The following is a 15,075-nucleotide window of genomic DNA, read 5'->3' on the forward strand; positions in this document are numbered from 1 at the left end:
GGTCATTGAAAACAGGGGATTTCTTAAATTCAAGAAAGGATAAACATGTCTGGGTAAAATGGATGGAATTAAGAATCCATAATGATGTAAAGGCGATTGAAACACCAACAGGTTTTATCCCTATATATGAGGACTTGAAAATTTTATTCAATGATGTCTTGAAAAAAGAATATTCTAAAGAAGATTATATTGAACAGTTTACAATAAGAGTTCTAGAAAATTTAATGAAGATTGAAAGAGTTTTAAAATTCTGTAGAGAAAAAATTGAAGAAGCGCCTGATGAAGTTTTTGAAGTTTTAAATCAGCAGAAAGAAAGATTAATAAAGGCAAGGGAAAAATTTGGTGATTATATTTCTCCTGAAAGATTTATTTAAAAATTAAAAATGGAGGAGGTATGGAACTTTTATCTGAAAGAGCAAAATTGTTAAAACCATCAGCAACAATGGCATTGAATAAGAAGGCAAAAGAAATGAAGGCAAAAGGACTTGATATTGTAAATCTGACTGTTGGAGAACCTGATTTTGATACACCTGAGGAGATTAAGGAATATGCAATAAAAGCGATGAAAGAAGGTTATACAAAATATACAGAAGAAAAAGGATTAAAAGAATTAAGAGAAGCAATATGTGAAAAACTTGAAAAAGAGAATAAACTTAAATATGAACCTGAAGAAATTGTTGTTTCAAATGGAGCAAAACATTCCCTTTTTAATATTTTTCTATCAATTTTAAATCCCGGAGATGAAATTATAATACCTGTTCCTTACTGGGTAAGTTATCCTGCAATGGTTTCTATATGCGGAGGAGTTCCTGTTTTCTGTAATTTCAATGAAAAATTTAAAATAGACATAGATGACTTAAAGAAAAAAATCACAAAAAAAACAAAGGGTATAATTTTAAACAGTCCTTCAAATCCAACAGGTATTGTATATGATAAAAAAGAACTTGAAGAAATTGCAGAAATAATTATTTCAAATAAAATTTTATGTATTTCTGATGAAGTTTATGAAAAAATTATATTTGACAGTGAATATTTTTCAATTGCTTCACTTTCTGATGAAATAAAGGAGTTGACAGTTGTTGTAAATGGTGTTTCAAAGACATTTGCAATGACTGGCTGGAGAATTGGATACACAGCATCAAAAAGATACCTTGCCGATGCTTTTGGGAAAATACAGGGACAGACAACTTCTGCACCTTCAACAATATCCCAGAAAGCATCAATTTATGCAATAAAAGAAGGAGAAAAATTATACAGAAATATGATTGAAGAATTTAAAAAAAGAAAAAATTTCCTTGTTGAAAATCTTTCAGAAGAAATTAAATTTCCTTATCCAGAAGGTGCTTTTTATATGTTTTTGAACTTTAAAAATATGGATTCAAAGGACTTTGCCGAAAAACTTCTTGAAGAAAAACTTGTTGCAACAGTTCCTGGATGTGAATTTGGAGTTGACAATTATATAAGAATATCTTATGCTACAAGTATGGAGAATTTAAAAAAAGCAGTTGAAAGAATAAATGAATTTGTAAAGGAGAATAAATGAGAAAAATATCAATTTTAATTTTTTTGTTTTGTCCATTTTTTTTGTTTTCTCAGGAATATAAATTCAAGCAGTCAAAACCACTCAATTATACTTTTCAAATGAAAGGAGATGTCAACTTAAATTATCCTGGAACAAATGAAAAATTTAATGTTTTTGCAAAAGGAAATTTAAAAATTGAAACTCTTGGAATTGAAGAAGAAGTATATATTCTTAAAATTACTCCATTTAAAACAATTGTAAAAGTTGATGAACAGGTACTTGAAGATATAACCAATATTGAAACAGGAATTTCTTCTGTTATATCAACAAGTTTAGTAAAAATGAAAAATAATGGTGAAATTATTGAAATGGCAGAGACAAATAAAGGGATTCTTTCTCTTTCTCAGGTTCTAAAACTTCTTCCTGTTTTCTCTGAAAATTTATCTTCTGGGAAAAAATGGAAACAGACGATACCTGCTTTTAATTTTCCAGGAATTCCAATGTGTGCACTTGAATTTAATTATTCATATGAGAAAAAAGGAAATTCAGGTTTAATTCATTTAACAGGAATACAGACAATAAAAGAAACAAGGAAAGACAAAGATACGAAAATAACATTTGACGGTAAAAATTCTTCTAAGGGAAGTTTTGTTTTTAATGAGGATGAAGGCGAGATAAGTAATTTTAACGGGAATTTTTTACTTGACCTTAACACAAAATTTGAAATTCCTCCCTCTCCTGATGTAAAAGAAAAAAAAATAGAAACCCTTACAATAAAGATAAAACTTAATCTAAATATAACACTTTCTAAACTTACCTCTTGATATTTTAAAAAACCTCTACTTATTTATCCTTTTGTAAGTAAGAAATGTAAAATAAAAATTTTTGACATCTTTAAATCTGTCCTATTAAAATAATAACTTAACCAAGGAGGCAAAAATGATTTATAAAAATGTTGAATTGTATAATGTAGAAGAAATAAGGGAAGATAATGATGGATTACAGTTATTGAGAATTCCTGAAACACTGAGAAGTAAATTGAATGACAATGCTAAAAATGCTTCTTTATATCCTTCAGGATGTGAGATAAGATTTAATTTAAAAAGCGAAATATGTAAAATTGTCTTAAAAGGAATTAATGGAAATGGAATTTGTGAAGTTTTCTTTGGTGATTTTTTTGAAAGTTGGAGATTGATTAAAGGAGAACCAACTGAAATTGAAATAAGATACCCTCAAAATATTGAATATCTTTCAAAACTTTCAAAAGAAAAAAATTTAAAATTTGACCCGAAACTTGTAAGAGTTATACTTCCACATCTACTTATCACAAAAATTGTTGATATAGGAGGAGAATTTGAACTTCCAAGAAAAAATCAGACCCCTAAGGTTAAATATCTTGCCTATGGTTCTTCAATTACTCATGGAGCTACATCATTAAGACCAACTGGAACATATGCATCAAAAATAGCACAGATACTAAATGTGGACTTAATAAATCTTGGTTTTGGTGGTGGCGCTCATCTTGAAAAAGAAATTGCTGATTATATTGCTGAAAGAGATGATTGGGATTTTGGAACTTTTGAACTCGGAATAAATATGGTTGGTGGTTTTGAGGTTGATGAATTTGAAAAGAGGGTTGATTATTTTATTGAAAAGATTGTTGATAAAAAACCTGACAAATATTTATTCTTCATAGATATATTTCCTTTTTATATGGACTTTGACAACCAAGAAAAACAGGAAAAATTCAGGGAGATTGTAAAAAATAAAGTTAAGGAGGTAAATAAAGATAATGTAATTCATATTTCAGGATTTGATATTTTAAAAAGTTTAAAAGGGCTAACCTTTGATATTCTTCATCCTTCACCTTTTGGTATGGAAGAAATGGCTTATAATCTTGCGAATATTATGAAAAGTTATGGGTTGGTAGATTAAAAGGGAGGGAAAAATGCTTTACAGAAATATTGAGTTTTATAATGTTGAGGAAATTTTTGAAAGAGAAAACGGACTTCAGTTATCAAGAATTCCTGAAAGAGTGAGGGTTAAACTGAATGATAATGCAAAAACAAGAGCGATTATGCCTGCAGGGTGTGAATTAAGGTTTAGATTGAAAAGTCAGAAAGCAAAAATTGTGATGAAAACAGATACAGAAGTTGTCTGGAGAAATGGAATATGTGAGATTTATTTTGGGGATTTTTTTGAAAGATGGTATTTTGTAAGTGAAAATCCAAGTATAATTGAAATTCAATATCCACAGAATCTTGAAAAATTAAAAGAATTAAAGAAAGAGAAAGGATTGAAGTTTGACCCTGAAGTTGTAAGAATTATACTACCTCATTTAGTTGATTTAAGAATTCTGGAGATTGAAGGAGAATTTAATCCACCTGAAAAAAATCAAGTCCCTGATAAAAAATTTATTGCCTATGGTTCTTCAATTACTCATGGTGGTTTTTCAATTGTTCCAAGTTATACTTATGTTTCGAAGACAGCATATATTCTCGGTATGGATGCGATAAATCTTGGTTTAGGGGGAGGAGCACATCTTGAAAAAGAAATTGCTGATTATATTGCTGAAAGGGATGACTGGGAATTTGGGGTATTTGAACTTGGAGTAAATATGGTTGGTGGTTTTGAAGTTGACCAGTTTGAAAAAAGGGTTGATTATTTTGTTGAAAAGATAGTAAAAGAGAATCCTGAAAAATATCTGTTTTTTATTGATATATTTCCATTTTATATGGACTTTGATAATCAGGAAAAACAGAAAAAATTCAGGGAAATCGTAAAAAACAAAGTAAAACAGATAAAAAAGAAAAATGTAATTCATATCTCAGGTTTTAAAATTTTGAAAGATGTAAGAGGCCTTATGACAGATAGAGTCCATCCTTCATCACAGGGTTTTGAGGAGATGGGATACAATCTTGCTTCAATCCTGAAAAAATATGTTGTTTGAAAGAGAAAAATAGTTCAGTGTAAAAAAGTAAATTTTATGAGAAAATATTTGAAAGAACTTTTAATTATTTCATTTCCCCTCATTATAAGTTCAAGTATATGGACTATTCAGCATTTTGTTGATAGAATGTTTATTTCATGGTATTCAGTTAAAGCACTTGCAGCAGTATTACCCGCAAGTTTTTTAAATTTAACAACTACAAGTATTTTTGTTGGAACTGCCTCTTTTGTGAATACTTTTGTTGCTCAGTACTACGGAGCCGAAACATATGAAAAAACAGGTGAAATTGTATGGCAGGGTTTATATCTGGCTCTTATAGGTGGCATTTTACATTTTCTTTTTATTCCACTTACTCCATTTATGTTTTCAATTTTTGCTCATGAAAAAGAGGTCTTAAGTTATGAAGTTATTTATTTTCAGATTCTCTGCGTTGGTGCTTTTTCTGTAATTGCTTCTTCATCTTTATCTTCATTTTTTTCAGGAAGAGGGAAAACAAATATTGTTCTTTTTGTCAGTTTTCTCCAGACAACTTTAAATCTGATTTTTGATTACCTTTTGATTTTCGGGAAATGGATATTTCCGGAGATGGGAATAAAAGGTGCAGGTATTGCTACAGTTATTTCTGGATATTTTTCATTTTTTGTTTATCTTTTATTAATCTTTCAGAAAAAAAATTTAATGTATGGGATTAAAAATTTCAGGTTTAATAAAGTACTTTTTAAAAATCTTTTAAAATACGGTGTTCCAAGTGGTATGCATTTTTTTCTTGATATTTCTGTCTGGACTATTTTTTTACTTATAATAGGTAAACTTGGAGTTATTCCTCTTTCTTCTTCAAATATCGCTTTTAATATAAATACAGTTGCTTTTATGCCGATGATAGGAATAGGTACAGGTGTTTCAATACTTGTTGGTCAGTATATTGGGAAAGGGAAACCAGAGATAGGAGAAAAAATAACTTATATTGGATTTTTGATTACTTTTATATATATGTGTTCAATTGCTCTTACCTATATTATATTTCCTGATTTCTATATTAAGTTTTTTAGACCGCGGGTTTATACAGGTGATTTTGAGCAGGTAAGGAATTTAACAGTTATACTTTTGAGGTTTGTTGCTTTTTACTCAATTTTTGATACTATGAATGTAATTTTTCTTTCTGGACTGAGGGGTGCAGGAGATACAAAATTTATTATGAATGTTTTTTTATTTGCCACAATTTTTATTTTTCTTATTCCTCTTTATATCTGTACTTTCATTTTTAATTCAGGGATATTTATAGGTTGGTCTATTGCAACGTTATATGTGATAGTTATAGGGTTCAGTTTTTTTATAAGGTTTTTAAAAGGAAAGTGGAAGAAACTTAAGGTGATTGAGACACCTGTTCTGTTATGATATAATTTTAATCCCACCTTATGAGGTGGGGAATTAGTAGGAAGGATAATGAAGAAAAAGAAAATGATAAAAAGGAGGGAGAATGGAAGATAGAGAAAAGATGGTTAGTTTTCTTGCTTATTTTTTTGGTTGGATTTCAGGACTTATTATTTTTTTAACGGAAAAGAAAAGTGAATATATAAGATTTAATGCTATGCAGAGTATAATTTTTAGTGGAGTTTTAACTGTTATTTATATTTTCATCTCTATTGTTTCTCTCATTCCTTTCATAGGTAAAATTCTATCTTTAATTCTCCATCCTCTTGTTTATCTTGCAGGAACAGCGATATGGATTGTGCTTCTTATTAAGTCATTCAAAGGAGAGTATTTTAAACTTCCTGTAATTGGCGATTATGCAGAGAAATATTCAAAAACGCTATGACCCTTTTGTCCACCTTTAAGGTGGGATGTGGAAATGAAGGCAGGACAAGGAATGAGAAAGGCAGTTAGATAGGAGTGAATAAATGGAAGAGGGAAGTTTGTTTCATGTATTTACAAAAAGTATTGCTGGCTATAAAGTTTTTAAAAGTAAGGTTGATTACAGGAGGATGGTTGAGACAATCTGGTATTATATGGATGAAAGAACGGCAAAATTTTCCAGAGTTATTGACTTAAAAAAAGAAAATAAAGGAGAGCCAGTTGTAAGAATAATATGTTACTGCATAATGCCTACACATTTACACCTTGTTTTAGAAGAAAAAAAAGAAAAAGGAATTTCACAATTTATGAGTAATATTTTAAACAGTTATGCGAGATACTTTAATTTAAAATATAAAAGAAAGGGACATTTATGGGAAAGTAGTTATAAAAGGGTACTGGTAGAAACAGATGAACAGTTACTCCATCTGACAAGATATATACATTTAAATCCGACAACCGCAGGCATAGTGAAGAAACCAGAAAACTGGGAGTTTTCTTCATACAGGGAATATTTAGGTAATGAAAAGATTTTTTTAAAAATATGCTATTTTGATGATATTATAGAAATAAATCCAAAAAGTTATAGGGAATTTGTAGAGGATTATATTGATTACGAGAAGGAATTACACAGGATAAAAGGGTTGGTAAAATTTGAATCTGAAAATCCTTGACAGACAAAGGTTTTCCAAGCCCACCTTAAAGGTGGGAGGGAGGAGGAAAAATGAAGGTGGCGTATCTTGTTGGAAAAAAGAAAATAGTTATAGAGGAAGAAAAAAATCCAGAGATTGAAAGAGAAGATGATGTGCTTGTAAGGGTTAGATGTGTTGGGATTTGTGGTTCTGATGTTCATTATTTTCTTGAAGGAAGAATTGGAGACCAGATTGTGAAGGATAAGATAATTGTTGGACATGAGGCAAGTGGAGAGGTTATTGAGGTTGGAAAAAATGTAAAAAAGTTGAAGAAGGGAGATAAGGTTGCAATTGAGCCTGGAATAAGTTGTGGGAAATGTGAGTTCTGTATAAAGGGAAAGCCAAATATATGTCCGAATGTAAAATTTCTCGGTACTCCTCCGGTAAATGGTGCTTTCAGAGAATATATGGTTATGCCTGAGGAAAATTTAATCAAAATACCTGATGGGCTTGAATATGAAGAAGGAGTTTTATCTGAGCCACTTGCGATAGGAGTTTATACTGTAAAATTAAGTCAGATTGAAACCGGAGATGATGTTGCTATTCTTGGAGCAGGACCGATTGGACTTTCTATTCTTTTTTCAGCAAGAATAAGTGGAGCAAATAGAATTTTTGTTTCTGATTTGATAAAGGAGCGACTTGAATTTGCAGAAAAGATAGGGGCTAATTATACTGTTGATGCTAAAAAGAATGATATTACAGAAATTGTGAAAAAAATCACAAATAATAGAGGAGTTGATATTTCTTTTGAAGCAGCAGGGAAAAGAGAGACATTTAGGCAGGTTATTCATACAAGCAGGATTGGAGGAAAATGTGTTTTTGTTGGAATTCCTACTGAAGATACAGTTGAGTTTGAAGCACATATAATGAGAAGAAAGGAACTTAAACTTATAAATATAAGAAGGAGTGCTTTCTGTACAGAGATTGCTTTAAATTTGATGAAGAATTCAGAACTTCCTTTTAAAGAGATGATAACGCATAGATTCCCTTTTGAAAAAATTGAAGAAGCACTTAATCTTGTTGCAGAATACAGGGATGGAGTTATAAAGTGTGTTGTCAATATATGAGGGAGGGGTAAAATTAGGTCTCAAAAAGGTTGAAAGACAAGGATTCCCAATGTCCACCTTAAAGGTGGGCAGAGGAGAAGGTGGGAAGAGGAGGAGGTTGGGAGGAAGGAGGCAAGGATGGAAGTAGTAAAGAAAATTGAACAAGTAAGGAAGATTGTAGGAAAGGCGAAAAAAGAGGGTAAGGTTATTGGATTTGTACCGACGATGGGATATTTGCATAAAGGGCATATTTCATTGATAAGAAGAGCAAAAAAAGAATGTGATTTTGTTGCTGTAAGTATTTTTGTTAATCCGACACAGTTTGGACCGAATGAAGATTTTGATAGATACCCGAGAGATTTTGAGAGAGATAGGAAAATTCTTGAAGAGGAGAAGGTGGATTTAGTATTTTTTCCAGAAGTTGAAGAGATGTACCCTTATGATTTTAAAACTTGGGTTTATGTTGAAAAATATTCTGAAATACTTGAAGGGAAATTTAGACCGGGTCATTTTAAGGGAGTTTGTACGGTTGTTATTAAATTGCTCAATATAGTTCAGCCGGATAAGAGTTATTTTGGATGGAAGGATGCACAGCAACTGATTATTGTAAAGAAGATGGTTGAGGATTTGAATTTACCATGTGAAATAATAGGATGTGAAACAGTAAGAGAAGATGATGGACTTGCAGAAAGTTCAAGAAATGTTTATTTGAATGAGGAAGAAAGGGAAAGAGCGACTTGTTTATACAGGGCACTTAAAAGAATTGAAGAGATGGTGAAAAAAGAAAAGATATATGATTGTAAAAAGTTAATTGAAGAGGGGAGAAAAATTATAGAGAAGGAAAATGTAGAAATTCAGTATCTTGAAATAGTTAGAATATCTGACCTTATGCCAGTTGAAAAAATTGAAAAGGATGTTATTGTTCTTGGTGCGGTAAAAATAGGAAATGTAAGGTTGATTGACAATATAAGATTAAATGGATTTGAAAACCTTTGATAATCAGGCGACTTCCAGTCCCACCTTAAAGGTGGGAAAAAGTTGACTTGTAAAGGTGGGAAAAAGTTGACTTGTGACTTGGTTTTATAAATAGGTAAGATATAAAAATGAAAAGAAAAATTAAAACAAGGGGGAGAGATATGAAAACTTTTAATCTCCCCAAGGCCACCTCGTAGGTGTCTAAACGGGAAAAATGTGATATAATATTTTTAAGATGAAAAGTGAAAATTTTTATCATGTTTTTACAAAGAGTATAGCAGGGTATAAAATATTTGTGAAAGAGTCGGACTATAGGAGAATGCAGGAGATAATTTGGTATTATAGATATGAGAGGAAAAATAAATTTTCAAAGGTGAAGGATTTTATGAGTGAGGATTTTGGAGATAAACTTGTTGTTATAGTGAGTTATTGTATAATGCCAACACATTTACATTTTACACTTGGAGAGGAAAAGGAAGGCGGGATTTCAAAATTTATGGCAAATATATTAAATAGTTATACAAGATATTTTAATTTAAAACATAATAGGAAAGGACCTTTATGGGAAAGCAGGTTTAAATATGTTTTAATAGAGACACAGGAACAGTTATTACATTTAACAAGATATCATCATTTAAATCCTGTTGTTGCAGAATTAGTGAAAAAGCCAGAGAATTGGAAATTTTCTTCATATAGGGAATATTTGAATTATGACGGAGGACTTAAAATTTGTGAGTTTGAAGAATTGATAGATATGAGTTCATCTGAATATAAAAGATTTGTGGAGGACAATATTGATTATCAGAAAGAGATTCATAAAATTAAAGAACTTATTAAACTTGAAACACTTTGAGGGACAAGGATTTCCCGAGGACACCTACGAGGTGGGAGGAGGTTGAAAATGGAACTTACAAAAGAATTATATGAAGCGATAATAACGATAGTTGAGGATAAGGTAAAGGATATAAAGGTTACAAGAGAGGAGTTTGAGTTATTGAGAAAGGCAGTTTTAGATTTGACAGAGGCACAGAGGAAAGCAGAGGAGAGGTTGACAAGATTAGAGGAAGCGGTTGAGAGATTAGCAGAGGCACAGAGGAAAGCAGAGGAGAGGTTGGTAAGATTAGAGGAAGCACAGATAAGGACAGAAGAGAGGTTGGTAAGGTTAGAAGAAGCGGTAGAGAGATTGGCGGAGGCACAGAGGAAGACGGAAGAGAGAGTAAGTAGATTAGAACAAGTGGTAGAGAGATTAGAGCAGGCAGTAGAAAAATTAGCAGAGGCACAAAGGAAGACAGAGGAGAGAGTGGGTAGATTGGAAGAAGCGGTAGAAAAATTAGCAGAGGCACAAAGGAAGACAGAGGAGAGAGTGGGTAGATTAGAAGAAGCGATGGAGAAATTAGCAGAGGCACAGAGAAGGACAGAAGAGAAGTTGGGAAAGTTAGAAGAGACACAGAGGAATTTACAGATAGAGATAGCAAAACTTTCAGATACAATTGGATTTGGAATTGAAGATGTTGCAAAAGTTGTTTTACCTGGATATCTTGAGAGACATTATAAAATAAAAATAGGAGAGATAGAGAGAAAATTTTTCCGAATAGAAAATAAGGAAATAGAGGTTAATCTTTATGCTGAAGGAAAAAAGGGAAGTAAGAAAATTTATCTTGTCGGAGAGGCAAAATCAAGGATATATGAAAGGGATGTTGAAAAATTTATAAGTGAGAATATGTTATTTATTGAGAAATTTGGAGAGAAGAATATAATAAAAGTTCTTTTTGGGTTTTACATTCATCCATCTGCTTCTGAAATTGCAAAGAAAAATAAGATATTACTTGTTGCTTCTTATATGAGATAATTAGATATGAAAAATATTGAGAGACAATAGTTGCCAAAGGACACCTACGAGGTGGGGGAGGGAAATTGACAAAAGTTTAATTGGTGATATAATTAATACAAAAAAGGAGCTAAATTGAAAATTTTTAAATTTTTTCTTTTCTCTTTCTTCCTCTTATTTTGTTTAAATGTTTTTGGTCAGCCTCACTTTTCATATTCTTTGAGTGGTGCTCATATTAGAGGGATATATCGCGTTACTTGGGAGGAGTCTAATCCTCCTAGTCCTCCTTATACATTAGAGATTTCTATAGACGGAGGTTCCACTTGGGATTTTTTATGTAGTGGATCGAACACCTATTTTAATTTTAATACAGAAGGAAAGCCCAATGGTCCTGCTATGTTGCGAATAATAGACCATGAAGGTGGATCTGATCAAGTAAACATCACCATAGATAATACTCCGCCAGATTCAGATATAAGAATTTTTGGGACTGTAAGGGTTGGAAGTACAATTAGTTATACAGGAAGTTGGAGCGATAATTTGTCAGGACCTGTTATAGTTAAGGAAGCATGGTTATATGGAGATACAGATACTGATACAAGTAATGCTGTAAAGATTAAAGATTTGACTATTTCAGAAACGCCAGTAGTAAATAATGATGGTTCATATTCTGGAAGTTTTACTCTTACTTCAGATTTAAATATAGGACAATATAATTATTTGTTTGTAAAAGTTGTGGTTGAGGACCAGGCAAAAGATGATTTGGGAAATGGAAATAGAACAACGGATTGGTCAAATTCACTTCAAGTTCCTCATATCACAGGGATTACAATTACTTCTCCAACACAAGATGCAAAATGTAGGGATACGATAAAAATTAAATGGGAACCTAGTGGAACTACAAATGGAGATGAAAATTATCAAGTTTCTATCTCTGGAACTATAATATATGAAGGGACTGCAACTGAAACTACATGGGATACAAATTCTTTTCCTGATGGAAGATACACAATTAAAGTGTATGAGACAGGTTCAGGAATAGAAGATACTTGTGATATAATAGTTGATAATATTCCTCCTACAATAAGTTTGGTCAATATTTCACCTGAACTTGATGATGGAATAATACCTGATACGGAAAAAGGTAATAATGGGAGACATGTAATCTGGATAAAAAAATCAGGATGGTATAAAACAAATCCTACTTTAAATTTAAGGATAAGTGACCCTGTTGCATCTGATGGAAGTTGTGCTGGAATTAAGGCAGTTGCTTATAGATTTGTGGTTGATAGTAATGGACAAGAATGGCAAATACGTACTTATTCAGGAGAGCAATCAGTTGATTTATCAATTACAGTTAATGTTGAAGGGAAGAGCGTTTATGTAGAAGTTATTGCTGTTGATGATGCTCAAACTTCAATAACAGACCCTCAAATACCTATTTTAGGTTATAATGGGAATTATTCTAATTATTCTACTAAAGATGACTTTACTATAAAAGTAGATACTACGCCACCGCAGATATTAGGATTGAGGATTGATAAACTTCCTGATGGTCCAATTATAAATAATATTCACTGGTATAAGTCAGCACCTATTGTTAATGTAATTGCAGATGATAATTTAAGTGGAGTTCTTGAAGGAGTTGTTGCATTTACAGTTGATGAAAGTAATATAGATGATTTTAAATTTCCTTCATTAACGGAAGATACAGGGGTATATACTCTTGATATTCTTGATACAGATCGAAATGGGGAGGTTGAAAGGGTTGTTTTTAAAAAATATCTTCAGTCAATAGGAATTGAGAGAGAGTATCCTATTTACTTCCCTATCTTTAATAGTTATGGAAAAAAAATTAAAGTTAGAGTATGGGACAAAGCAGGAAATATAAGTGAGCAATATGTTGGTAATCCGTGGTATATTGAGGAAGATACTCAGGGAAATATTATAAGGGAAGAGCAAATTAGTTTATATGTTGATACTGTTCCACCTGATACAACAGCAGAACCTACTGGAACTTATATGCCAAAACAGTTTAAAGATATAGGGACCTATGAGAGAAGTTATACAGATAAATGGAGACATAATAAGAATTTTCCAAGACCAGAGGATTGTCCACCACCAAGTAATTATCCAAATGATTATGTTGATTATATTTACTATGCATCAATGAATAACAGGTTTTTAAATCCATTATCTATAACTTTAAATGCAGTTGATTCTTTATATGAGATTTTTGAACTTACAGATTTAACTGAACTTGATACTGAACTTAATAAAAGACCATTTACAATTTTACCTGGAAATCCTGATTATGACCCAAGATATGATTTCTTCTTTTCTGATTTTACATCTGATAATTTAGGAAGTGGAGTTCTTTCTGATTTAACAGGAATTCAATATAGAATAAGTTATGATAGTGAGAATGTTTTGGTTGATTTAAGGCAGGTTAAAAAGATTGGAGGAAAGTATTATGCAGTTGGAGAAAAAGGAGTTATTCTTGAAAGTTCAGATGGAGTTAAATGGAATGTTATGAGTTTTGATGATACTTCAAATCTTTATGGAATTTATGGGACTTCTGAAGATAATATATGGGCATGTGGAGAAAATGGAAGGGTAATAAAATATGATGGAGTAAGTTGGGGAAGGATTGATATAGGGATTGATTGGTTTGGTCTTGGTTTTTCTCCTTTAAATCTTCCTGCTTTATATGGTATTTATGTAAATGGTAATGAAATATGGGTTGTAGGAACTGGAGGGACTATATTATACAGTAGCACCGGAGGAACAAGTTGGATTACTCAGGATTCAGGTGTATCTGTTAATCTTTATGGAATTTGGGGGAATGGTAGTAATATTTATGTAGTTGGGGCTTCTGGAACAATTTTAAAATATGATGGATCAAGTTGGACTAAAGACACTCCACCTGTAACTGGTGATTTATATAGCATTTGGGGAGATGAGAGCGATATTTATATTTTTGGTGATATTGAAGTTCTTTCAAAGATTGGGTATTTAAAGTATAATTATAATGATTCAAGATGGGATTTAAATTCAACAAATATACCTTCAATAAAGAATAATAAAAGAAGATTGCCGATTTATTCAATAAACGGGGATGATTCAAAAATTTATGTTTCAGGAAGGAATGGGACTGTTTTACAATTTGATAGTAGTTGGTCAGATATTTCACCAACTGGAGTAAGAGAGACAATTTATGGAGTATTTTCTGAATTGGTTGATAGTGATACAAATTTAGTTATAGTTGGTGGTAGTGGACTTACAGGTAAAGGGATAACAGATGGCTGGCAGATAAGTAATAAATGGGAACAGTGGAAAAATTATTTAGAAGGTTATATTACTTTGCCTTCTGGAACGACTTCAATTGAGTATTTTGCTATAGATAATATTGGAAATGAGGAAAACCATCATAAGATTGTTGACCCTGGAAGAGGAATAAGGAAGATTGTATATGATGGAAAAGGTACAGGTAATTTAAGAAGTGATGATTCTGTTCCTGACCCTGATTTGGTTATTACTTCTTCCACAGGAAAAAATAGTTTAGGATGGTATAAAGAACAGGTTAAATTACAAATAATTTATAACAATGAAAACGATTGGCTTGACCCATTACCAACAGGAGAAATAGGAAGTGGTATTAAAAAGTTTCAGTTTGCGCTTGTTAAGGATCCAAAGGAAGCAGATTTTATTGATTATGTAGCAGATAAACAGGCACCTAAGGAAATTACCCTTGTTGATGGAATATATTACTTATCATACAGAGCAGTTGACAATCTTGAGAATAAGAGTGGAGACCAGTTTAAGCCATATCTTGTTTATGAAGAAAATCCAGTTAAAATAGATACAACAAAACCAATTACAAGTATAACACCAACAGGACAGGGAACATATCAATTAAATGCAAGTGATTCTTTATCAGGAGTGCAAAAGATACTTTATAAATTCAGTCAACCAGTTCCAGAAGATGAATATGGTGGTGAAAATGGAGATGTAAATGAATATACAGAGCCATTTACAGTTCCAGGGGGAACTACAAAAGTTTACTATTGGAGTATAGATAATGCAGGGAATAGTGATTTTTATAATGTTTATATTGTAGGAGCAGAGGATACAGTAAAACCGCAGAGTACACTTGAACATGTTTCTGGGAGTATTTATCCTGATATAAGTGCAAGTAAAATTTATGTTAC

Annotated in this window: 13 protein-coding genes; all 13 read left to right on the plus strand. The window is 31.7% G+C overall.

From position 1 onward, the window contains the following. Positions 1-374: phosphoenolpyruvate carboxykinase domain-containing protein (locus PKV21_05265; GenBank protein ID HOM26898.1), on the plus strand; the 374-nt coding region annotated here is incomplete at its 5' end. Between the two features lie 20 nt (positions 375-394). Beyond that, the gene (locus PKV21_05270) at positions 395-1,543 is read left to right on the plus strand and encodes a pyridoxal phosphate-dependent aminotransferase (protein HOM26899.1); all 1,149 of its coding nucleotides are present in this window, start codon (positions 395-397) and stop codon (positions 1,541-1,543) included. Beyond that, the gene (locus PKV21_05275) at positions 1,540-2,346 is read left to right on the plus strand and encodes a hypothetical protein (protein ID HOM26900.1); all 807 of its coding nucleotides are present in this window, start codon (positions 1,540-1,542) and stop codon (positions 2,344-2,346) included. Before PKV21_05270 ends, PKV21_05275 begins: the two co-directional genes overlap by 4 nt. 115 nt (positions 2,347-2,461) lie before the next feature. Beyond that, positions 2,462-3,457, plus strand: coding sequence for an SGNH/GDSL hydrolase family protein (locus PKV21_05280; GenBank protein HOM26901.1), 996 nt, complete (start codon positions 2,462-2,464; stop codon positions 3,455-3,457). 13 nt (positions 3,458-3,470) lie between these two features. Beyond that, positions 3,471-4,472, plus strand: a complete 1,002-nt coding sequence (locus tag PKV21_05285) for an SGNH/GDSL hydrolase family protein (protein HOM26902.1) — start codon at positions 3,471-3,473, stop codon at positions 4,470-4,472. A gap of 36 nt (positions 4,473-4,508) precedes the next feature. After that, a complete protein-coding gene (locus PKV21_05290; GenBank protein HOM26903.1) occupies positions 4,509-5,867 on the plus strand; it encodes an MATE family efflux transporter in 1,359 nt (452 codons plus the stop codon). Positions 5,868-5,949: 82 nt separating this feature from the next. Further along, positions 5,950-6,288 carry a DUF4870 domain-containing protein gene (locus tag PKV21_05295; protein ID HOM26904.1) on the plus strand — a complete coding sequence of 113 codons (339 nt, stop codon included), beginning with the start codon at positions 5,950-5,952 and terminating at the stop codon, positions 6,286-6,288. Between the two features lie 82 nt (positions 6,289-6,370). Then, entirely contained in the window at positions 6,371-6,997 is a 627-nt protein-coding gene (locus PKV21_05300; GenBank protein HOM26905.1) for a transposase, read from the plus strand. 50 nt (positions 6,998-7,047) lie between these two features. Continuing rightward, the gene (locus tag PKV21_05305) at positions 7,048-8,082 is read left to right on the plus strand and encodes an NAD(P)-dependent alcohol dehydrogenase (protein ID HOM26906.1); all 1,035 of its coding nucleotides are present in this window, start codon (positions 7,048-7,050) and stop codon (positions 8,080-8,082) included. A 117-nt stretch (positions 8,083-8,199) separates the two neighbouring features. After that, positions 8,200-9,057: a pantoate--beta-alanine ligase gene (panC, locus tag PKV21_05310; protein HOM26907.1), complete on the plus strand. Its 858-nt coding sequence runs from the start codon at positions 8,200-8,202 to the stop codon at positions 9,055-9,057. 298 nt (positions 9,058-9,355) lie between these two features. After that, entirely contained in the window at positions 9,356-9,889 is a 534-nt protein-coding gene (locus tag PKV21_05315) for a transposase (protein HOM26908.1), read from the plus strand. Between the two features lie 48 nt (positions 9,890-9,937). Next, a complete protein-coding gene (locus PKV21_05320) occupies positions 9,938-10,885 on the plus strand; it encodes a hypothetical protein (protein ID HOM26909.1) in 948 nt (315 codons plus the stop codon). A gap of 375 nt (positions 10,886-11,260) precedes the next feature. Further along, positions 11,261-15,075, plus strand: a 3,815-nt coding sequence (locus tag PKV21_05325) for a hypothetical protein (protein HOM26910.1), incomplete at its 3' end; no start/stop codon positions are given.

It is taken from the genome of bacterium, assembly GCA_035371905.1.
Lineage (GTDB): Bacteria > Ratteibacteria > UBA8468 > B48-G9 > JAFGKM01 > JAMWDI01.